The 20,874-nt window shown below is 57.9% G+C and carries 26 protein-coding genes and 1 pseudogene; 10 read left to right on the top strand and 17 right to left on the bottom strand.

Going from position 1 to position 20,874, the window contains the following annotated elements; all coding sequences use genetic code 11:
- Positions 1 to 81 precede the first annotated feature (81 nt).
- A pseudogene (locus tag C8024_RS12440) lies at positions 82 to 1,028 on the top strand (CHAT domain-containing protein).
- A 75-nt stretch (positions 1,029 to 1,103) separates the two neighbouring features.
- Here C8024_RS12440 and C8024_RS21765 read toward each other — a convergent pair.
- The 8 genes from C8024_RS21765 to C8024_RS12480 form a co-directional block, all read right to left on the bottom strand.
- Positions 1,104 to 1,529 carry a hypothetical protein gene (locus tag C8024_RS21765; protein WP_254305867.1) on the bottom strand — a complete coding sequence of 142 codons (426 nt, stop codon included), beginning with the start codon at positions 1,527 to 1,529 and terminating at the stop codon, positions 1,104 to 1,106.
- The gene (locus C8024_RS21770; protein ID WP_254305868.1) at positions 1,529 to 1,996 is read right to left on the bottom strand and encodes a hypothetical protein; all 468 of its coding nucleotides are present in this window, start codon (positions 1,994 to 1,996) and stop codon (positions 1,529 to 1,531) included. Before C8024_RS21770 ends, C8024_RS21765 begins: the two co-directional genes overlap by 1 nt.
- Entirely contained in the window at positions 1,993 to 5,691 is a 3,699-nt protein-coding gene (locus tag C8024_RS12455; RefSeq protein WP_173205666.1) for a hypothetical protein, read from the bottom strand. Before C8024_RS12455 ends, C8024_RS21770 begins: the two co-directional genes overlap by 4 nt.
- Positions 5,682 to 5,891 carry a hypothetical protein gene (locus tag C8024_RS12460; protein ID WP_173205669.1) on the bottom strand — a complete coding sequence of 70 codons (210 nt, stop codon included), beginning with the start codon at positions 5,889 to 5,891 and terminating at the stop codon, positions 5,682 to 5,684. Before C8024_RS12460 ends, C8024_RS12455 begins: the two co-directional genes overlap by 10 nt.
- Positions 5,892 to 5,920: 29 nt before the next feature.
- The gene (locus C8024_RS12465) at positions 5,921 to 6,607 is read right to left on the bottom strand and encodes a surface lipoprotein assembly modifier (RefSeq protein WP_173205672.1); all 687 of its coding nucleotides are present in this window, start codon (positions 6,605 to 6,607) and stop codon (positions 5,921 to 5,923) included.
- Positions 6,604 to 7,251, bottom strand: coding sequence for a tetratricopeptide repeat protein (locus C8024_RS12470; protein WP_173205675.1), 648 nt, complete (start codon positions 7,249 to 7,251; stop codon positions 6,604 to 6,606). The genes C8024_RS12465 and C8024_RS12470 overlap by 4 nt, the downstream gene beginning before the upstream one ends.
- Before the next feature lie 312 nt (positions 7,252 to 7,563).
- Positions 7,564 to 8,073, bottom strand: coding sequence for a L,D-transpeptidase family protein (locus tag C8024_RS12475; RefSeq protein ID WP_173205677.1), 510 nt, complete (start codon positions 8,071 to 8,073; stop codon positions 7,564 to 7,566).
- The gene (locus C8024_RS12480; RefSeq protein WP_173205680.1) at positions 8,070 to 8,732 is read right to left on the bottom strand and encodes a hypothetical protein; all 663 of its coding nucleotides are present in this window, start codon (positions 8,730 to 8,732) and stop codon (positions 8,070 to 8,072) included. The genes C8024_RS12475 and C8024_RS12480 overlap by 4 nt, the downstream gene beginning before the upstream one ends.
- Before the next feature lie 88 nt (positions 8,733 to 8,820).
- On the opposite strand from C8024_RS12480, the gene C8024_RS12485 reads away from it, so the two are divergent.
- Positions 8,821 to 9,462 (top strand): murein L,D-transpeptidase catalytic domain family protein, encoded by a 642-nt coding sequence (locus C8024_RS12485; protein WP_173205683.1) that lies wholly within the window; start codon positions 8,821 to 8,823, stop codon positions 9,460 to 9,462.
- Between the two features lie 142 nt (positions 9,463 to 9,604).
- Here C8024_RS12485 and C8024_RS12490 read toward each other — a convergent pair whose 3' ends face one another.
- Both C8024_RS12490 and C8024_RS20305 read right to left on the bottom strand, forming a co-directional pair.
- Entirely contained in the window at positions 9,605 to 9,994 is a 390-nt protein-coding gene (locus tag C8024_RS12490; RefSeq protein ID WP_217272178.1) for a hypothetical protein, read from the bottom strand.
- A 14-nt stretch (positions 9,995 to 10,008) separates the two neighbouring features.
- On the bottom strand, positions 10,009 to 10,326 hold the full coding sequence (locus C8024_RS20305) for a hypothetical protein (protein ID WP_217272179.1): 318 nt from the start codon (positions 10,324 to 10,326) through the stop codon (positions 10,009 to 10,011).
- Positions 10,327 to 10,374: 48 nt separating this feature from the next.
- Between C8024_RS20305 and C8024_RS12495 the strand changes: the two genes are divergently transcribed.
- From C8024_RS12495 to C8024_RS12520, 7 genes are all read left to right on the top strand, one after another.
- A complete protein-coding gene (locus tag C8024_RS12495; RefSeq protein ID WP_100094413.1) occupies positions 10,375 to 10,818 on the top strand; it encodes a host attachment protein in 444 nt (147 codons plus the stop codon).
- A gap of 90 nt (positions 10,819 to 10,908) precedes the next feature.
- Complete coding sequence (locus C8024_RS22590; RefSeq protein WP_367947315.1) at positions 10,909 to 11,913, top strand: acetyl-CoA hydrolase/transferase family protein; 1,005 nt, start codon at positions 10,909 to 10,911, stop codon at positions 11,911 to 11,913.
- Complete coding sequence (locus tag C8024_RS22595) at positions 11,871 to 12,206, top strand: acetyl-CoA hydrolase/transferase C-terminal domain-containing protein (protein ID WP_367947325.1); 336 nt, start codon at positions 11,871 to 11,873, stop codon at positions 12,204 to 12,206. The genes C8024_RS22590 and C8024_RS22595 overlap by 43 nt, the downstream gene beginning before the upstream one ends.
- A 143-nt stretch (positions 12,207 to 12,349) precedes the next feature.
- Complete coding sequence (gene lptB, locus C8024_RS12505) at positions 12,350 to 13,138, top strand: LPS export ABC transporter ATP-binding protein (RefSeq protein ID WP_217272180.1); 789 nt, start codon at positions 12,350 to 12,352, stop codon at positions 13,136 to 13,138.
- A gap of 114 nt (positions 13,139 to 13,252) precedes the next feature.
- Positions 13,253 to 14,065, top strand: coding sequence for a universal stress protein (locus tag C8024_RS12510; RefSeq protein ID WP_100094411.1), 813 nt, complete (start codon positions 13,253 to 13,255; stop codon positions 14,063 to 14,065).
- A gap of 33 nt (positions 14,066 to 14,098) precedes the next feature.
- Positions 14,099 to 15,394, top strand: coding sequence for an MBL fold metallo-hydrolase (locus tag C8024_RS12515; protein ID WP_173205686.1), 1,296 nt, complete (start codon positions 14,099 to 14,101; stop codon positions 15,392 to 15,394).
- Between the two features lie 56 nt (positions 15,395 to 15,450).
- Positions 15,451 to 15,645 carry a hypothetical protein gene (locus C8024_RS12520; protein WP_173205688.1) on the top strand — a complete coding sequence of 65 codons (195 nt, stop codon included), beginning with the start codon at positions 15,451 to 15,453 and terminating at the stop codon, positions 15,643 to 15,645.
- 66 nt (positions 15,646 to 15,711) lie between these two features.
- Here the strand turns inward: C8024_RS12520 and C8024_RS12525 are convergent, their stop codons facing one another.
- The 7 genes from C8024_RS12525 to C8024_RS12555 all read right to left on the bottom strand — a co-directional run bounded on the left by C8024_RS12525 (position 15,712) and on the right by C8024_RS12555 (position 20,013).
- Positions 15,712 to 16,335, bottom strand: coding sequence for a hypothetical protein (locus C8024_RS12525; RefSeq protein ID WP_173205690.1), 624 nt, complete (start codon positions 16,333 to 16,335; stop codon positions 15,712 to 15,714).
- Positions 16,335 to 16,616, bottom strand: coding sequence for a hypothetical protein (locus C8024_RS12530; RefSeq protein WP_173205693.1), 282 nt, complete (start codon positions 16,614 to 16,616; stop codon positions 16,335 to 16,337). The genes C8024_RS12525 and C8024_RS12530 overlap by 1 nt, the downstream gene beginning before the upstream one ends.
- Positions 16,617 to 16,648: 32 nt before the next feature.
- Positions 16,649 to 17,332, bottom strand: a complete 684-nt coding sequence (locus C8024_RS12535; RefSeq protein WP_173205695.1) for a hypothetical protein — start codon at positions 17,330 to 17,332, stop codon at positions 16,649 to 16,651.
- A 214-nt stretch (positions 17,333 to 17,546) separates the two neighbouring features.
- A complete protein-coding gene (locus C8024_RS12540) occupies positions 17,547 to 18,056 on the bottom strand; it encodes a PAS domain-containing protein (protein ID WP_100094408.1) in 510 nt (169 codons plus the stop codon).
- A 267-nt stretch (positions 18,057 to 18,323) separates the two neighbouring features.
- Entirely contained in the window at positions 18,324 to 18,707 is a 384-nt protein-coding gene (locus C8024_RS12545; RefSeq protein WP_173205697.1) for a hypothetical protein, read from the bottom strand.
- 32 nt (positions 18,708 to 18,739) lie between these two features.
- Positions 18,740 to 19,021, bottom strand: coding sequence for a hypothetical protein (locus C8024_RS12550; RefSeq protein WP_173205699.1), 282 nt, complete (start codon positions 19,019 to 19,021; stop codon positions 18,740 to 18,742).
- A complete protein-coding gene (locus C8024_RS12555) occupies positions 19,018 to 20,013 on the bottom strand; it encodes a hypothetical protein (protein WP_173205702.1) in 996 nt (331 codons plus the stop codon). The genes C8024_RS12550 and C8024_RS12555 overlap by 4 nt, the downstream gene beginning before the upstream one ends.
- Before the next feature lie 180 nt (positions 20,014 to 20,193).
- Here C8024_RS12555 and C8024_RS21775 point away from each other — a divergent pair, with 180 nt between their 5' ends.
- Positions 20,194 to 20,787: a transcriptional regulator gene (locus tag C8024_RS21775; RefSeq protein ID WP_254305869.1), complete on the top strand. Its 594-nt coding sequence runs from the start codon at positions 20,194 to 20,196 to the stop codon at positions 20,785 to 20,787.
- Positions 20,788 to 20,874 lie beyond the last annotated feature (87 nt).

A 20,874-nucleotide genomic window follows, 5' to 3' on the forward strand; every position in this document is an offset into this window, starting at 1 on the left:
ACTCCCGGACAAATCAACCAGTGGGTACTGGATATCCGCAACAGCATTTCGCAGGATGGCGGTTCAACGACACCCTTCGCGATGGATAGCGCGCATGCCCTCTATCGCTATTATTTTCCACCCGAAGTCGAAACTCTATTGCAGGACAAGCAGGAAATCCATCTGGTCAGCGCCGGTGTTCTGGCGGCCCTTCCTGCCTCATTGCTGATCATGGAGCCGGTCCGCGGACAAACGGCCGACGCGGATATAGCATGGCTGATAAAGCGCTTCGCGGTCAGCAATCCGATGAGCGTGAGTGACCTTGTCCAGCCTCCGGTTTCACGAAAACGGGACATCCGCTTTGCCGGCTTTGGCGCGCCTTCGCTTTCCGGAACCAGAGACGGTCCCGTCGTCTTCGCCAGCCTGTTGCGAAGCGGGAATGTCGATGTCGCCGAAGTGCGCGACCTTCCCAGCCTGCCCTCAGCCACGCTGGAGTTGACAAATATCGGCGAAGCGCTCGGCCGGGATCTGTCCAGCGTGATCACCGGCGATGCGGCAACCGAAGCGCGGATCAAATCCATGGACCTGCGGCCCTATTCCGTTCTGGCTTTTGCGACACACGGGCTGGTCAACGGTGAATTGCGGGGACTGGGTGAACCTGCCCTTGTGTTCACGCCACCGCAGACCGACGACGGTGCTGATGACGGCCTGCTGACCGCTTCGGAAATCGGGCAATTGCGCCTGGATGCCGACTGGGTGATCCTGTCCGCCTGCAACTCGGCTTCCGGTGCAGGCGTCGGAACGCCCACCTATTCGGGCCTGGCCAAATCCTTTGCCTATGCCGGCGCCCGATCGCTGCTTCTCTCGCACTGGCGGGTTCGCGATGATGCCGCTGCCCGGCTGACCGTGGACACCGTAAAAATGCTGCTGGCGGTATGGATCGCGCCCAGGCCCTGCGGCGGGCGCAACTTGATCTGATGGCTGACCCCGGCGTCCCGGGGGCCTCCCATCCGGCGGTCTGGGCCCCGTTCATCCTGATCGGCGACTAAGGACAAAGCGAAAGGGCGCCCTCCGGGGTGGAGGACGCCCTTCCCAATCAGCGAGGTCCCTGCGTTCGGGTCGCATTAACGCAGATCTTCGACTGAAACCCACCCCTTCGTGCCGTAATTGTCGGTCACTTCGACAAATAGGCCGGCCTTGTTGCCGGTTGGAAGCAATTCGGTATCCGCACGCAGGGCCCGGACCTCCGGAGCAGTGGCTGATGCACTGGCCAGCATCTTGGTCTCCACGGCAACCGTGTAACTGGCGGTCGCTGGTGCAGTGGTAGCCGCAGCCTGCTGCACCGTCGCCAGCGCACCGGCCTGCGAAGCCAGTCCGTTAAAGGCCTCGATGAAAGCGCTGGTGACCATCTTGCCGTCTTTCGAACTGCCATATTGCCCGAACTGCCCCTGGCTGGCCGCTACCCAATCGCTTCTGCCGAGTATCTTGATGGTCGATTTCCGGCTTTGTCCACTGCCGGCGATCAGCGTCTGGCCATTGGCCGGATTCATCAGCCGCAGGCCGGCGGTGATCGTCTTCTTTTGCCGCCGAGGCCGCCGAACATTCCCACCAGCGCGCCGCCCATCGGAACCTTGCTCAGCACCGTGGTGGCTGCACCGGACCGGACCAGCCCTTCGGTCAGCGCCGTCTTCGCGACGTTCATCGTCTGGTCCACCTCTTCCTGGGAACCGGCGATGGCGGACAAAAGATAGTCGGTCGGCTGGCCGTCGGCTCCCGTATGGAGTGTAAAACATCCCGATTCCTGAACGATCGCGCCCAGCATGCCACGCGGGCTCGACAGGCCGAATTTGTTCCAGCCTTGGGTGTCGCCGTCGGTGATTGCGATGGTTCCATGGGATGCGTCGCATTTAACCACTTCGACGCTATTGTCTTTCGCGGCGGCTGGCGCCGTGGAAGCGACAATCGATATAATCGCGGTGGCCGTCATCATCGCTGAAACTGGTTTGAACTTTGTCATAATTTCCATTCCCCTTGCTCTAGTTGCCAACAGAAACTGGCGGGAATCCGGTCCGTTTGCCAGTTACAGATAGTGTTAGAGACGTGACAGACGCTGTTAGATTCAGTTGCTGCAGGAAGAACCGGGTCAGGCCTTCTCTCCGGAGGAGGTGAGAGGGTGGGCCGGACCCGGTGTCGCCGGCAACTAGTGGAAGGAAAATTCGGACCAAGCCGTTCCCTGATAGCGGCGATGCCATCGCCGGGGTTAAGCGCACTGCCCGGCCGTCCTTGGCTGCGCGGACCGATCCCGATGCGGGAGGCGTTACCAAGATCAGCAGGGATCCGGCTGTTGGCGCCGGTCCAGGTGGACCAATCACTGCCCGCCATATTGCTGGCCGTGGCGGCTGATCCGGATTTGCCGAACGCAGCAGCCCCCTCGACGATCAGGCCCGAAGCGGAACTTCCGAACGTGTAATTGACCCCGACGTGACTGGCTGTCTCGCCGGCGAGAAAGCCATCGATCGTCGCACTGCATCCACTGGCGCAAACCGGTCCGTCGCCAGTGACCGGGACATTGAAACTGGCAAAGCTATGATAAGTAAAGCCCGTGCTGGTATCGGTGTAAATGACCAGACCATCGGTTGCAGCGCCGGCAACGCCACCCGTCGTGGCTATGCCATATGATGACCCGCCGATGCCCACATCAAATTCCAGTCCGACCTTCGGTGTGGCACCGAACGCGATGGCGAGTTGCCCGTCAAATGTGCCCGGTGATTGCGACCCGTCCCGCAAGGTCGGAGAGGTAGAACCTACCAGATCATAGATGATCGTTCCGCCTGTTGGCAGATCGGTTGCAGGGCTGCCATAGACGAAATGCACGCCGCCATTTTCCGGATAGTCGTAATCGCGAGCACCGTTGATCGTCGACAATGTGGCGGTTCCATCTGCCCATCGTGACCAGTTTATCACGCCGTCGGCTGCCGTACCAAAATCGACGATAGCGGCGGTACCGCGCTTGCCCGATGTATTGGCCAGCCCCCGATATTCGCTCAGTCTGCCATCGCTGAAACCGACGGTCTGCATGCGATTGCCAAGCCCGTTGATGATCTGCTCATTCCGGGTAACTTCCACCGGCTCGCCTTCCTGATCGGCCCGTGCAAAACCCGCCACGCCGTGAATGGCACCATAGTCAGCCGTACCAATTTCGTAGGAGAAACCGACATAGCGGCCATCCTTGCCGCTGAGAAAGCCGCTGGCCGATCCGGTGCAGCCTTCACAACGTCCGAGTTCGGACAGGACCGTGCCCTCACCACTGAAATTATAGACACCGTTACCGGCATTGATCACACTGATCGACAGATCGTCCAGTCCACCCGCGGAAAGAAAGTTGAACCGGTCATTGCCCATGCCGATGATCGTGTCCCAGCCCATTTTCAGCGTCGCGAAATCTATCGCAATTTCACCCTCAAATGTTCCCGGCTCACCCATTCCGTCAAACCGTGTCGGCCTGGTACCCCCGCCAACGGCATATTCCGCTCTTCCAGTCGGCAGCGTACCGGTTACATTCTCGCCAAAGATATAGTGGATGGATTCGTTTCCTTCCAATATCCGCTTGCCGCCCTTGATGTTGCTGAATTCACCGTCGGCCCAGCGCGTCCAGCCCAGCACATCCCCGAGCGCACCATTTTCCACATTTTTCGCGGTGCCGATGCTGCGGAAAGCATCACCGACACCTGCCTTGACCCTGACTTCCGACAGGGCTGACTTGTTGGACGGGTCGCCATCCGTATATCCGGTAATCCGGAAAGCCCGTCCTTCATCCGCCGGCTGCTCACCACGCGTCAGGAAATTGGTCGACACGTCGATTGCCGAGGCGAAATTTCCGGCCACCGGCTGAGCGAAACCGTCGTCAATCTTCTCACCGCGGAATGTCTTGGTGATCGGATTGGGCGTGCCGCCGCTATTCCCGCCCTTGGCGAAGGCGGCGCTGCCATCGATCCATTTGGTGACATTCAGGGCATCATCACGGATCGTATAGGCGAAGCCGGCATGGCTCGCCCCGTCTCCGGCGAGGAAACCATTGTAGATGAACCGGCAGTCGCCAACAGAACAGGCGATGCCAAGACCGTCTTCCAGATCGATTGTCCCATTGAACCGGCCATCGCTCAGCACCGAGATACTTGGTGCAAGCACGCCGCCTGCCGACGATATTTCATACAGCGAGCCTGCGATGGAAACGCGGGCTTCAAGGCCTGCCAGAATCTGCGCGGTCCCGAAATTGACGGAAAATTTTCCATTGAACACACCCGGAGCGACGCTGTCATCGCGCAGCGTCGGACTGGTGTAACCGATCAGATCATAGTTCAGCAGGCCGCCACTGGGCGCATTGACCAAGGGAAGACCGAATATGAAATGGTCCCCGCTGTTCGGGCCTCGGAGAGCGCCGAGGATTTTCGTACCACCGGCCAGACGAGACCAGCCTATGATGCCCTGATCGCCACCTTTTTCTACCTCGTCACGCTCGTTGAACCTAATCTCGAACCCGCTACTCAACCGGTAGCCGACAAATTCGCCCGCGTCGAACATCAGTGTGACCGGGCTGGCCTGACCCGTTTCGGTGATTTTGGCAAAGGCAAGATTGATATTCGCCTGACTGTCATCCGGTCGCACTCCATCGGAAGCGGCGAGCACTGGAGGAGGGGTCGGTGTAGGCGTCGGGGTCGGAGTGCCGCCGCCCGTATTCCCGCCAAACTGGGGTGGAACCGAGTAGCCGGCTAGCCGGAACAGGCGCGCGAGTTCGTCCGGATCGATACCCGGAGGAAAGGCATTGGCGAACAGCAGATCGATCAGCGCCTGGACCGTCGGATCGCCCGGCGGGATCGTGCCCCCGGATGAAACCAGCGCCAGCAAATCCGCCAGCGAACCGAAGCTCGGTCCACTGCCGGAAATGCCGCCGACCGTATAGCCGGCAGCGCCCAGCGCACGCAGAAATTCCTCCAGCTGGAACTGGGAAATCGAAGAAGGCACTCCATAGGTCTGTAAGTTAAAGAGAAAGGCCTGGATCTGGGTGGGCGTCAGACCGCTATAAGTTCCCAGATTACCATTCGCGCTGGCCGCCAGAATATCGAGCATGATTTGTACAGCGAGCGCCGGATCAATGGCTCCGGTCTGGGCCTGAACAAGCGCCTGCAACTGCGGGATCGTGGTCGCGGACTGCAAGGTACCGGGCGTAAAATTCTGGGTTTGCGACACGCCGGCATAACCGAGCGATGACGGACTGGTCTGGCTGGCATTTGCAAGATATTGCGCGGCTGTCCTCTGGGCTTGCTGCACCTGCTGGAATGCCGTCTGGCCGCCGCTGCGATTGGGTTGAACACCGGCGCTCACGGTCGCGGAAGGCCCCGATCCTGCGCTGGCACGAAAAGCACTGCCGGCACTGAAACTGCGGCTGCGTCCGTTGCTGCTGACCTGCATCGAGCCGGAGAGCGCAAAGCCGGAGAAGCTGCCGTCGGCAGCGATTTGGCCACTGGCACTGCTGCCGGAGCGCAAGGAAATCTGGCTGCCATTGCCCGCCAGAATCGGCACGGGATTCCCGCCCTTGGGAACAGAAGCGGTAAAGCTGCCACTGGTCATGCTGAGCTGGCCGTTGGAACCGATAGAATAGCTGGCAGGCCCGACAATGCTGACCATCGTCCCGTCATCAAGCTTCAGTTGCACCGTTCCCGAAGCAATCTGCTGCTCACCCCCGCCATTTTGCGCCGACGGACCACCGGCACCGGCGGACGCAAAACCAGTTCAGCGCCCCATACCGGAGAACAGGGTATGAGCAAGGCCGCGAGCGTTGTTACCAATGCGCTGGCACCGGCCAGCTTCACATCGGTCAGCAAGTTGGTATTTCTCTGATTGTCACGGGTCATGATGTTTCTCCCAGAAAATTCTTTTGAAGTTAGAAGCTCAGCCGAACGCCGACGGAGGCGGTCCAGCGGTCATAGTCGTACAGGCCGATATTGCTGTCGTTGCGCGTGTAGGTGACGCGAGGACGGACGCTCAGACTGTCGGTAAATTTGTAGCGGACACCCAGCGATGCATCATATTGCATATCCTGGCGGCCCTTCAGAAAGAGCGGATCGCTGGCGTCATAATCCCGATGCTCGACACTTGCTCCGATAATAATCGCAGCCTTTTCGCCGAGATCAAACTCTCCGCCGAGCTGTGCGTTGACGAAGCCATAGCTGAGCTGGTCCGCTCCGGCGCGACGGGTTTCTTCCTTGCCGCCGCCAATACCGCCGTAGAGACTGTCATCGGCATAGGTGATGCTGCCGGAAAAACGCTCGGCGTCCTGCAGCGGATTGCCGTCGTAGTTGAGCCGGAAATATTGCCCGCTGACCGACAGAGCACGATCGTTCGACAGGCGCTTGGTATAGCGCAGGTCGCCGCCGACGCTGGTGCGGTAACCGCGATGGCCGAGCCAGAATCTCTGCCCCTGCCCGGACAGGGACACCACATCACCATTGGCAAGGCTGTGGGCAATACCGACCGTGCCGACGGCCGACGCCTGGTCGACAAACCGCGTGTCGACATTGTCACGCCAGTTGCCGAGTATCGAACCGAACAGCCGCGTCTGCCGGCTCAACGGAGTGGAACCGGACAGCCCCCCAGAATCTGGTAAAATCCGGCATCCTGTTCGCGCGCAGCGCCGTTCAGCGTCGCGGGACCGAGAAAGGCGAACAGCGGCAAAGTAATTGAAATCGCGTCGGTCGCGGTGTTGATATTGCTGTCATAGCCGCCTTCCACATCGAGATAGCCGGTAATTTCCGAAGGGCCGCCGGCGATCTGCTGATCCAGTGTCCGGACCAGGCCATCGATGCGGTTGCGGACCGGGTCGGGAATGGAAGGATCGCCGCGGACGGTTGCGAATTCCGCGCGCGCGGTATCGATATCGCCGGCCACAGCATAAGCACGGGCAAGCTCGGCTTGAGCACGTGCATGGTCCGGCTGCTGCGCCAATATCCGCTGAAAAGCGATAATCGCTTCCCCTGGGCGCCCGCTTTCCAGCGCCGCCAGACCGAGCGCAAGATCATAATCCGGCTCTCCGGCGCGATCGCCTTCCTGAACTTTCAGTGCAGAATAGGCCGCTTCGGCCTGCCCTGCGCCCAGCTGCTGCATGGCATTGTGAACAAGCGGATCGCTTTGCGCCGCAGCCGGCGCAGAAGCGAGCGCGATCAAGCAGCTGTGCAAGGCGATGGTGGATATCGCGACGGTTTTGGAAAAGCGCATTCAGGCCCCCTGTCAATTCATTGGATATGAACATCGGATAGGACAGCGGCGCGCCATAGGCTTGTTACAAGCGCAGGTAGAAAGATGACAAAGACGGTTATCCAGATGAGGACGGGATGCGGTTTGGTCGTCCCGCTCCTGGCAATAGACGGGTTACCTCCGGCGCCTTGCGTCGGTCTGATCAACCCAATGGCCTCGGACCCTGCCCGGAGTGCGGCGGCGGGGTCCCGATCAGGCCATCGTCATTCGGGCCGGGAGATCTTTTGCCAAATTATAACGGAGGGAAGATTTTCAACGTCACGCTCCATATCGCTATGCAGCGCAATCCATGCGGGGTTCGCTCTGTGCCAGCTTCAAATCATCCCGTTTATAGACATCGGGAAAATAGCGGATACTGCCGTCGTCCGCTCCTTCCGCGGTAAAATAGGCAATGTAGATCGGGATCGCCTTGGCAAGCGACAATCGGGTCGTTTCCCGGCTCGCCAATATTTCGTCAATCTGCTCTGGCGTCACGACTCCCTCGAGCAGGGTCTTGTCCAGATCGATAGCACCCCCCACCCGGATACAGCCGTGGCTGAAGGTACGCACCGGTTCCGAAAACAGATTCTTGTTCGGAGTGTCGTGCAGATAGACGCTGTAGGGATTGGGCATCACCAGCTTCATCTGCCCGAGCGCATTGCCCGGTCCGGGGCGCTGGCGATAGCGGCCATTCTGGACGACATAGCCTTTGCGCCGCGCTGCAGCCGGATTGTTGAGCACCAGAGACCCGATACCCTCAGCAACAATTGATGTCGGAATTTCCCACCAGGGATTGAGGATCACGCCGCTGACCGTGGCTTCAAAACCGGCGTCGGGGATTTGGTCTTACCCACAATGACCGGCCAGCTTTTGAGCTTCCGGTTATTTTCCCAAAGGGTGACTTCGAAACTGGCGGCATTTACCAGCAGATATTTCTCGCCCATAACCAACCGCATCCAGCGCCAGCGTTCCATATTCACCGCCAATGTCGCACGCTTTTCCGCGTCAATTTCGGTCACATAGGCCGCGCGCAGCGCCTCGTAATGCGGGCTGCGCGGACGAAGGGCGTCGAAATAGCTGGTCAGATCGTCGCGAAGCAGCGCTTTCATCAGCAGTTGCTGCGTGTCGATGAGACGGTCATCGCTACGGATGCGCCACCTCACCCGGGCCGAAGCGGGAGCACATCCTTCAAGATAGGCCCGCATCAGCTCATTGGCCGCGATCGTAGCAAGCCGCGACCGCCGATAGGGATCAGTGGCCGAATTTGGCTGACTGAAATCGCTAATGGTACAGTTTTCCAGCCCGTCAGAAGCACGCGCATCAACCAGCTGCTGCAGTTGGGCGATTTGCGGTTCGGTCCAGATCAGGTGATCACTCCCGCCCTCCGTTTGCTGGCCGACGGTCTGCGCCATGGCCGTGGCAGAAAGCAGAAATCCGCCCAGAATTGCTTTAAATATTCTCATGATGTTCCCTCTCCAGCCTATTGGCGAGTGTAACAATAAGTATTGATACTTAATCCTGGGTACAGGAAAAATATGCTATGCACAGAGGATGAACAGACGACATTTTATTACCGCCAGCCTGGTTGGCATTACCGGCGCCGCATATGGGCTGAGTACCCGGTCGCAGGCCGCCAGCAAGATTGAGACGCCACTACCGGCCGCTCGAGAAATCTCTCCCCGTGCCGGCCCTCTGACGCTGATCGAACGCGCCAAGGCGGCGATGGTCGCGCATCAATCATCATTATTGCACACCGACAGGATCGGAATTGCCGACTATTCTCTGCACTCCGCCAAGGAACGTTTCCACATTGTCGACATGGCAAGCGGCAATATCCAGTCCTTTCTGGTGGCCCATGGCAAGGGTTCCGACCCGAGGCATACGGGCTGGCTGCAGGAATTTTCCAATATTCCGGGATCCGAAGCCTCTTCCGGCGGCAGCTATATGACCAGTGAAAGCTATGTTGGCAAACATGGCACATCCCGTCGGCTGAAGGGTCTCGACCCGACCAACAATATGGCCGAACCGCGCGCTATCGTGATCCACGGTGCCTGGTATGCGGAACCGGAAATGGTAGAGTCCCACGGCAAGCTGGGCCGCAGTCAGGGGTGCTTTGCCTTTTCCGAAAGCGATCTCCCGGTCATATTGGAGCGTCTGGGACCCGGCCGGCTGCTTTATGCCGACAAGGTCTAACGACCACCTAGCAAGCCCCACCGTCTAGCCCGGCAGCAGAAAATTCTCTGACGCTAGCGGTACAGGCCCGGCAAAATTACAGCCGACCCATTCGCGTTTATCGTCTGCACGTCGTTCTCGCGCGATCAGCGGCTCGCGGTTTTTATTTCTCTTCAGGCCATTTGATCGAAGGTCCGAGGTCGGCCATAACCTTGCGGGCATCAAAAGCGCGCGCTGCGTTGGCGGGCATCGGCCCCCGGCGCATCAAGATGTCCGCTTCGGCTTCGAACCGCTCTACTGTCCGCACATCCGTGTCAAAGGACCAGAATGGATCGCGGCCATAGGGATGCCAGGTCGACCAGACGCCGCTGCGATAATAGCGCCAGTGCGGACGCCAGTTCAGATAGAGAGACCCGTAATAGGGCTCGTAGCGGGGGAAATGCTCGACATAGGTGTGCCGGTCGGTTTCGGTTGTATGGTCGGTTATCCGGAACCAGTCATAGCCACTCTGGACCGTGAGCTCCGCGGCCCGGTACAGGAGATAGCCCTCCACCGTATCGCGCGAAGTCAGCGTATTGCCGGCAAATCTGACACGATAATGGTTGTCGTCGATACGATCTTCTGAATAACCGCCGGAGACCCGCTGTCCCGCGATTTGAGGCTGATAAGGGTCGCGGTCGCACAGGCGAGCAGCAACAGGGTCAAGAGCAACGCGCCTGTATTCGCCACAGCTTTGATGATATTCGGGTGATCCCTCATGGTCGGTCCTCCTGATGGCGCCGCAAATGCGGCCGAATCCATGCGATTTTCGGAGACTATGGCCGGATTGTCTTTACGTAATTGTTCGTAAGACCGGTCCGTAACAATACCTATCGCCGCCAACAAGAGCGCCTCCTAGACAGTCTTCAGTCAATAAGCTGACGGGAGAATGAAATGCTGGTGCGCAAGGATAGCAGGGTGATCGCCGTGGACGGGTCGCGGATGACAATGTTCAAGAATATCGGGGAAGCCTTCGAACCGGTGCTGGAACTGATCGAGGAACATAAAAATCCTTCGTTGCGCACTTCGGAACTTGGTACCGACAGACCGGGGCGCAGTTTTCAGAGCAAGTCTCCCAACCGCGGAGCCCATGAACAGACCGATCTGCAACAGCAGGAAGAAGACCGGTTCGTGACCGATATAACGCAAAGAATCGAACAGATCATGTCGGGATCGAAAGAAGGCGTCATACTGGTCGCCGCGCCGCGCGCCCTGGGCGTCATCCGGAAACATCTGGGGCCGGAAACCAGCGCGCGATTGCTCGCAGAAATCCCGAAGGACTTTGGACCGGATGCAGCCGAACCGCTCGCTAAAATGCTCGCCAAGCATGAAGTTTGAGGGCAGCGGCTCCCCAGTCCGCGCCTTGTTTTCTCCGGCAGGGCGGGCCGGTTCTTCTGGCGTCGATTTTTCGCACCCGGAACTCCAGCCATGACCCATGCTGACGAATATCGCTCCCGGCTCATGAGCGCCGGCGATGCTGTACGGGGATTGCAGCCCGGTGCACATATGGCGATGGGCATGGCGACCGCAGAACCGCCGGCCCTGCTGGGCGCGCTTGCCGATCTCGCGGAACAGGGAGATATCGACGATATCAAATTGTGGTATTTTCATTCGATGGACCACGCCGCCGAGACGGTGCTGCGACCGGATCTGCTCGGCCGCATTCGTCCGCGCTGCATGTTTCTGAGCGCGATCGAACGCAAATTGCTGGGCGCGCAGAAACCCGGCACCAACAGCCCCGTCGAATTTGTTCCGGTCGCTTTCAGCGATTCCCCGCGGCTTTTCGAAAAAGAAGTCTCGCTAGACCTGTTTGTGACCACCGTATCGCCGATGGACAAACATGGCTGGTTTACCTTCGGAACGAGCAACGATTATTCCACCGCCGCTGCGCGTAACGCGAAAAAGCTGGTGGTCGAGGTCAATCCCTACATGCCGCGCGTGTTCGGCGCCTCGCTGCTTCATGTTTCCGAAGTCGATGCGATCGTCGAAAACACAATGCCGATAGTCGAGGTTCAAGCGCCCGAAACATCTCTGGAGGAAGCACAGGTCGCCGCGATCATCGCCGACATGATCGACGACCGGGCCTGTCTGCAAATGGGCATTGGCGCGCTGCCGGGCGCGGTTTGTGCCTTGCTGCGAGACCGGCGGGATATGGGTATCCATACAGAGTTGATGACCCCCGCCCTCGCCGGCCTGATCCAGTGCGGCGCGGTTACCAATCAGGCCAAGACCACCTATCGAGGCCGCAGCGTGTTCACCTTCGCCATGGGCGACAGGCCATTTTATGACTTTCTCGACGACAATCCTGCCATGCACAGCGCGCCGGTCAATATCGTCAACGATCCCCGCCATATCGCAAAAACAGAAATGTCGTTTCGGTCAACGCTACGCTGCAGATCGATCTTGGCGGCGCGTGCAATTCGGAACATCTGATGGGACGACAATATAGCGGTTCCGGCGGGCAGCTCGACTTTGTCCGCGGGGCGACCGCGTCGAAAGGCGGCAAGTCGATCATTGCCTGCCAGTCGACTGCCCGGAACGGCACAGTTTCCCGCATCGTGCCCCGGCTGGATGGGCCGGTGACCACCCCGCGCAACGACACCCATATCGTGGTAACCGAATATGGTTCGGTAGACCTGAAGGGCAAATCGCTGAACCAGCGGGCCGAAGCGCTGATCGGCCTAGCCCATCCGAAATTCAGGGACGAGTTGGCCAACGGTCTCTAAGATCCGGACGGATATGCAGGCCATCATCCATTTCTCCAGTTGCGTGTCAGTCAGCACGGGAAAAGATACGTACACTCCCTGATATGGCCGCCATCCTTCGGCAATTACCATAGCTGCTTTCCAACCCGGGGCAATGCGAGCCATTGAAGCATATCATCCTACCCACTTTGCCACATTCCGCCGAAACACCCTCGCTTGAGAGTGGCGGACTTTCGGTCGTCTCGATCAGCAAGAAATTTGGCAGAAAACAGGTGCTGACCGACGTTTCGATCGAGGTCAGGCCTTCCGAGGTGGTCGGTTTGCTCGGTCGGGACGGGGCTGGCAAGACCGTGACTTTCTATTCGATCCTCGGGCTGTTGCGGGTAAATTCCGGTCATATATTTCTCCATGGTGAAGATATAACCCGGCTGTCACTCGATCGGCGTGCGCTTCGTGGCCTGGGTTATTTGCCACAGGAAGCCTCGATTTTCCGCGGGCTGACAGTCGAACAGAATATCATGACCGTGCTCGAACTGTTCGTGCAGGATCCGGAGGCAAGAGCGCGGAAGCTGAATGAACTGCTGGATGAATTCCATATAGCCTATGTCCGTCATGTCCCCGCACGAGCGCTTTCGGGTGGCGAGAGACGCCGCTGCGAGATCGCCCGGGCGATGGCGGCCAGTCCGGCAATCATGCTGTTTGACGAGCCCTTCGCGGGCATTGATCCAATGTCTGTCCGGGACATCAAGGCAATGATTGCCAATCTGGAAAGCCATGATGTCGGCATATTGATCACCGACCAGAATGTGCGCGAGATGGTCGACATTCTGGACCGCGTCTATGTTTTGCATGAAGGACGGATCGTCTTTGACGGGACCCCGGAAGCCATGCTGGAGAACCGCCTCGTGCGCAGATTATATCTCGGCGAGGAATTTCATGCCGCCGCTAGGTAACACTACGGATGGCTTGGCCAATATGTTTCCTGCATTCGCAACAAGACCGGTTTCAGGAGAGCAAGGGCTCCTCCAAGCCACTACCGGCAAGATGTTCAACGAAGGAGAGACAAGATGAAATCCGTGCTTCTTTATATCAACGACGATTCCGGGCTCGACGCCCGCTATCAGGCGGCACTGGATCTCACGCGCGCGCTGGAGGGACATCTTCATTGTCTGCGCCCTGATCCTTACCGGCCGCAAATGGCATTTGACGGCGTTACCGGGATGTCGGTCATGTACGATATCAGCAAATATACCAGCGAAGCGGATTTGCTGCTGAAAACGGAAATGGAGAAACGTCTGACAGGCGAAGACGTGCCTTGGGATTATCAGGAAGCCAATGCGGAACCGGCCCGCGGCCTTGCACGCAATTCCGCATTGACCGACCTGATCGTGCTCAGTTCGTGCAGCGGAATAAAGGACAATACACTGCCCCTCGGCTTGCTGGGTGACGTGATTTTCAACACCAGTGTTCCGGTCGTCGTCCAGCCGGACAGCGTCAAGAAATTCGACGCAGCCGGCCCGGCGATCGTCGCCTGGAACGGCAGCTTCGAAGCGGGCAATGCGCTGCGGGCCGCCGTGCCGCTGCTCAAGCTGGCCAGCGATGTGCACATCGTTGTGGTCGAGGAAGAAAAGCATCACGACCTGCCCCCGCTGGAGGCGTCGGAATATCTCTCCAGACATGGTATCAAGTCGCAAATCCACGAACTTGCCGCCGACAAATCCTCGGTTCATGCCATATTGCTGTCCACCATCGATACGCTGAACGCCAGCTATATGGTGATGGGGGCTTATGGTCATAGCCGGGCCCGCGAATTCCTGTTCGGCGGCGTTACCCGCAACCTGTTCTGGGATTGCCCGGTTCCGCTGGTCGTGACGCATTGATCCGGGAAGCTTAGTTTCCGGAAGGATGTCATTATGAGCGGTGTCACGATCAGATTTCACGGTGCCGCGGGGACTGTCACCGGTTCCTGTTTCGAAGTCAGAGGTGCGGGCAAGACCCTGTTGGTCGATTGCGGCATGTTTCAGGGCACCCGTTCGCTCGAGGCGCTGAACCATGAACCGCTCCCTTTTGATCCGGCAGAAATCGATGCGGTGCTGCTGACGCATGCCCATCTCGATCATAGTGGCAGGCTTGCCTATCTCTATGCCAGCGGCTGCAAGGCGAGAACATATTGCACCGCGCCCAGCGCCGACATCATCAAGCCGTTGTTACAGGACGCGGCCAAGTTGCAGGCCGCCGACGCCGAGCGCCGCAACCGCCGGGCCGACAGGGCGGGTCTACCGCCATTTGTGCCCCTTTATGATGGCAAGGACATCGCGAAACTGCACAGGAATGTCCGTGCGGTTTCCTACTGCGAAGAAAACAACCTCGGCAACGGTGTCTCCTTTCGGTTCTGGGATGCCCGCCATATCGTCGGATCGGCGTCGATAGAAATCAACATTGCAGGCCAGCGCCTGCTATTCTCCGGCGATATCGGCCCGGGGCGATCGATCAATTGCACCGCCTCGGAAATCGGCGGCTATAATCATGTCATCTGTGAATCGACTTATGGTGATCGGGATCGCGAGCTCATATTGGTCAGCGAACGGCGTGAAACTCTCGCACGTCATGTCGAGGAAGCAATTGCAGCGGGTGGTAATGTTCTGATCCCGGCATTCGCGCTGGAACGGACACAGGCGATACTGGAGGATTTCGATGCCCTTTTTGAATCCGGGCGGCTTTCCCCGATAAATGTATTTCTGGATTCTCCCCTGGCCCAGAAAGTCACGATGGCGGTAATGCGCTACCGCGACAGCGGCACCGGCATGCTGGACAGGACCAACATACGCTTCATCGAGAATGTGGCGGAATCGAAAAAGCTGAACCGGATGACGGGTGTGGTCATCATCGCCGGATCAGGCATGTGTACGGGCGGCCGGATCAGACATCATTTGATCCGCAACCTGCCGCGAAGACAGTCCCGGCTGTTGCTGTCTGGCTTTCAGGTTGCAGGAACACTGGGGGCGGTGTTGCGGGATGGCGCCAAGCGCGTCCGGATTTCCGGCAATGATGTCATCGTGAAGGCGCAGGTCGCGACGCTTGAAGGCTATTCCAACCATGCCGACCGCAGCGGCCTGGTCGAATGGATAAAAGATCGCACACCGGTCACAGGATCGCTTTTCCTGGTTCACGGAGAACAGAGCGCCCTCGCCGGTTTCGCCGACGCCTGAGCGCCATCCCGGATCTGCCGGCCACGATCGTTCCGAAGCTCGGCGAGACTTGGCAATTGCAGCCCGGCGAGGCTGCGGTCCGGCTGACTTCCGGCCGGCCCGACGCGGCAGATTTGACCGCTTCGCGCGACTGGATTTCCAAGCTTGCCGCTCTGCGTGAAGAGGTTGAAGAAAAGCTGTCGAAACAGCCGACCAATCAGGGCCGTGAAAAGATGCTGGCGGCACTCAAGCGGGCGCTGGAAAGCGTCTGACAGCCCCAACGCCCTGCCAGCTGTCCCGTCTGGGTAGAGGCGACACATAATGTCATTCTCTGTCCGCTAGTATAGTGCGGCGATTTTGAAATCGGCTTCGAGTTTGCGAAGAAGATCCGGATCCGCGATCCATTTGCCCAGAACGGCGCCCGGCTCGGCGGTTTCGGAAAATCCGGAACGTTCCGCTAATTGTCGCCACACTTGCCGTGCATTTTCCTTTTCGCCCAGCATAGCGGACGACAATATATAGCTGATTTCCAGTCCGAGAGCGGCGCCGGGTATCGAATCGAGATATTTCGTCGACAATTCCTGTGCAGCCTTGGCATCGCCCCGCCGCAGTTTTTGCATCGCCACCGTCGCTGCGATGGCCAGCTCCGCGTTGGAATCCATCTGCAAGGCCTTGATGGCATAGGCTTCTCCTTCGGGCATATCACAGGCGAGCATATACATGCCCAGATAGCCCATGATCCGGGAATTCAGAGGATTGAGGCCGACAGCCCGTTCTCCCCACAATTGCCCCCTGCGGCAATCGCCCTCGTAAAATGCGCTCTGCGCCACTGCAAATGTGGCTGAGGCACTGTTATTGTCGATTTTCGCGGCCCGCGTTGCGAATTCCTCGCGCGACCCTTCGATCGCATCGGGAAGATCGAATTTCTCCGATACGTTTTTGGCCGTCGCCACCACGCTCATCAAATAGGAATCGTTAGGAAATTTTTGGCCGAGGCGTTCATGCATTTCAACACCCGTGTCAGCAGCGTTTCGTCGCGATAGCGCATATATTGATGAAATTGCAGCACGCACGGATAGCCTGGCGAAAAATCGACGCGATATTTGGACAGTTGGTGCTGGGCGATCTTGCCATAGGGACCGGCAATATTGATCACCGCCTGGTCAAGACCGGTTTCCCGTTCCTCACTGCTGGCGGTCTCGATTCTGCTCGACCAGATCACTTCTCTGGTGACGCTGTCCACAAGCCGCAGCTGAACGCGCTGGGCCGAGTCGTTCAGGCTGGAGGATTCGAGCAGATATTGGGACGCGTGTTCCGGATCGGCATTCTCGTCAAAACCCGCACCTGATCGAATTTTTCCAGTGCTCCGATCAGATGACTGTGGACAATTTCCAATGTGGCGCGAGAGGAAGAATTGACGATCCCTTCCGTCGCCTTCACTATGATGGCAGGATAGGCAATCGCGACTTCCGGCTCTTCCTCGCTCTTCTGGAAATAGAATAATGCCCCGCCGGCCAGCAGCAGTAAGGCCGCAAGGATCGCAACGATATATAAGCGGCTGATCCCCAAGCGCTCGGAGAAAGATCCAGTAGCAGTTTCCTGTTCCGTATCTGGCGTGGCAGAAGGCTGGTCGCGCTCTCTGCGTCCGATCGGCGGCTTTGCTACCGGTCGGTTCTCGGGTCCCGCGGAGTCTGGGCCATTGTCCGAGGCCTCGTTGGATCCCAGGATGATCTCGTAATGGTGATAGGGGATATGGAGCCGGTTGGCACTTTTCTCGCGCAGATAAAAATGGTCGAGCATCCGCCGCAACCGGCTGATCTGGACCCGCGGATAGCTGTCAATCTGGGTATCGAAACTGTCGTCGCGGCCCAGCGCATCGACGGCGACGGCATAAGCTGTCAGCGGTTTCCCGTCTTCCTGCAACTTGTGATCGACAAGAAATCGGAGCAGCTTGCTCATAGTAGGGGAGCGGGCAAATTCGGAACTGCACAGCAGCCGATCGCGCTCCAAACAAAGTTGAAGCTTCTCCGCTTCGGTCAAAATTCGCAAGGTTCCTCCATTTGATACGGTAACTTACTCCTGTTACCTATTCAGCTGCAAGCGGTGTGGTGTGGGCCTATATACCCGTATCTCATAGGATAGTTGCGAGTAGTTCGCAATTAAATGACCGAAATCATTTAAGTTTTCGTTCTTCCGGCGTGCTCAGGTCGACAAAGCAGCCGAAAATCCCCAGCACTGCCCCGTCACCGCCAATCTGGCATGTGCCCCGTGCGAGCACCGGAAGGTCATTGCCATTCTCGGTCAATATGCGCGCGCGAAATTCGAAATCAACACCTTCGTCCAGCGCCCGCGAGACGGCTTCCTGCACCATCGGACGATCATCCGGATGATAATAATGGATGGCATTCTCGAGCAACGGATGGCCCAGCGAATGGCGACGCTCGTGCATGTCGAAAACATAATCCGACCATTTCACAGTATTTGATCTTGCATCCAGATGCCAGGATCCAAAGCGACCGACATCCTCGGATATTTCCAGTGTCAGCTGGCATCGTTCAAGGTCTAGCCGGGCGGCCTGCAAGTCCACGCGGAGACTTCGCAGTCGAACGGCCATATAGGCAATCACCAGAACAAGGAATAATGCCAGAAAATAAGAAAAATACTCCAATAACACCCCCAGCATTACGTCCCTCCTGTCGACGGGAACTATTCCCCTGAACGATTGCCAAATATTCCGAATTTGGCGTGCTGGGGGTAGTAACAAATCGATCACGAAATTTCGATATCTTTCTGCAAAGAGATAATTGACAAATTCGGTTGGCCAAAATTGATGATAATGGTTGATGACAAATCAACGGCGAACCATCGCTTCCGAACGTCAGCAATTATCGTCTTTCGAGCCGCGCGCCTTGCAGCCAACATCAGATATTCGCGAGTGGACCGGTCGCAGCTATTTCTTGAAGATTCCCGAGCGGTCAAAGACCGTCAGGATTTCAGTGACCAGCGTGGGATTGTCAATCCATTGATCGAGCACTTCGCGCGGCGAACTATTCTCGGTCAGTCCATAGCCCGTGGCCATCGTTTTCCAGATGCGGCGCGCCTCGTCCTTTTCACCCAGCATCGCCGAAGCCAGCATATAGGTCAGTTCGAGCGCCGGATCCTTTCTCGGCGAGGAAGCCATATATTCCGAAGTCAGTTCGCGGGCGGCCCGCGCGTCACCTCTTTTCAGCATTTGCAGGGCAACGGCCGCGGCAATCGAGAGATCGGCATTGGGATCCAGTTCCAGGGCCCGGGCAGCATATTGTTCACCTTCCGGATAATCACAGCCGATCATATAGAGCCCCAGATATCCGATTATCCGCGAGTTCAGCGGGTCCAGCGCGACGGCTTTTTTGCCCCAGGCGACACCAGTCGCGCAATCACCGGCAAAAAAGCCGACTGCGCCACGGCGAAATTCGCGCCTGCGCTATTCTGGTTAAGCGCTTCGGCTTTTCTGGCAAGCAGCATTCCCGCACCCCTGGCGGCGCTGCCCTCGGTAAACCGTTCCGACATGTTGCGAGCAAAGGCGGACACGCTCAAGAGATGGGCGTCATTGGGGAACCGCTCCACCGATTCTTGCAGACATTTTTGCAGCGGTCTCCGCTTCATCTGTTCGCGGTAACGAATGAAAAGATCGAACTGGAGCAGACAGGGATATCCGGCGGAATAGTCATTCTCCAGTCTGGAAATCTCTGTCTGGGCAATTTCGCCATAGGGGCCCGCCAACGCGATGATAGCCTTGTCCAGTTCCAGCCGGAAGCTTCATCATTCCCCGTATTCAATTCCCTCGACCATAATATCTCGCCACTTTGCCCGTCCAGCAGACGCAATTCTATTCTGTCTGCCGTCGCCTCCAGGAAGCGCAGCCGCAGTATATAGTCGGAATTTTCCGGCTGGCCGGACTGGGCATCGAATATCCGGATGCCGCCAAATCCGTTCAGCCCACGAACCAGTTGGTTGCCGACGGATTCGGATAGTTGCGATGCGCGCACGCCCGAAGCGCCGTCGGGCAGATCGAGAGCAATTCTCGGATAGGCGATCTCGTCCTCGTTCTGGGCTGGCCAGAGAAAATATATTCCTGCGCCGATTGCGACCAGCAAAAAGCAGACGGCGAGTGCGACAGATACCCCCTTGTACCAGGGTCGCTGGCTGTCGTTCCGCCTTGGAGCTGGCGGGCGCAGTTCCGCTTCGGAGTGCCATGACGGCCCGCTGTTTCCGGTAACTGGATCTGTGCCCCGACCGATCAGATCTTCTTGATCGCCGGCGGGCGTAACATTGGGCTCCAGGATGATTTCATATTTATTGGGAGCGATAGAAAGGCGGTTTTCCCCTCCCTTGCGCAAATAGAAATTGTCGAGCATCCGGCGCAGGCGTCCCATCTGGACGCGCGGATAGCTGTCTGTCTGCGTATCGAAATCCGCGTCGCGGCCGAGCGCATCGGTTGCGATTGTATAGCTTTTCAGCGGGACGCTGTTGCCTGACAATTTATAGTCGACCAGAAACCGCAACAATTTGCACATGCTCGGCGAGCGAGCAAAATCGGGATCGCTCAACAGTCGGTCGCGTTCCAGACATAATTGCAATGCGGAGGCATCGTCCATAGGTTGATTAATGTCCTTCCCTGGATCATTCTAAGGGCGACGACATTCTATGGATGCAGAACTGCCCCCACAAAATGGGTGTAACCTATTGTAACATAGCTTGGGACTGAAAATTATTCAAACCATCAAATCTGGATAGAATCTGGATTCGAACGGGGAACAGAAATTTGACGCAATGACATGAAATATCGTTTCCTACATTTTGCACTTGATACCGAGCGGTTCGAACTGCTCCGTAAGGGCAAGATGGTTGTCATACAACCTCAGGCGTTCGCCATATTGACGATGCTTGTCGAGAAGCGCGACAAGTTGATGCTCAAGGAGGAACTGGTCCGGCAATTGTGGAGCGGCCGAACCATCTCTGACAGCGCCTTGTCCAGCCAGATCAAGATGTTGCGTCGCATTCTAGGCGATGATGGCCAGGAGCAACATATCATCCAGACTGTCTACGGCCGCGGGTTCCGTTTCGCCGCTCGCGTCGAAATCCTTTCGTCCCCGGCAAGTGCAGATGGCGTGCGGGTTCGTCCGGAAGTATCGGACGCACTGGTCGATCAGGCGGGAAAGCCGCCGGTTATTGCTGTGCTACCGCTTTGCAAGATCGGTAACATGGGCGCCATGGCGGATTGCCCGAAGCCCTGCCCGCAGATATCACCACGGCGCTGTCCCAGTTGCGCTGGCTGTTCGTCATTGCCCGCGCATCCAGTTTCCGTTTCGATGCCAATCTTCCCGACCTTGCGAAAATGCGCGAGGAACTTGGTGTCGACTATGTGCTGACCGGCTGGGTAGAACTGGTTGCCGACCAGATGCTGGTCGGAGTGGAACTGACCGAAACCCGTCAACATCGGGTCGTCTGGGCCGAGC

Origin of the sequence: Sphingopyxis sp. BSNA05, from assembly GCF_013265645.1 — a bacterium.
GTDB lineage: Bacteria > Pseudomonadota > Alphaproteobacteria > Sphingomonadales > Sphingomonadaceae > Parasphingorhabdus.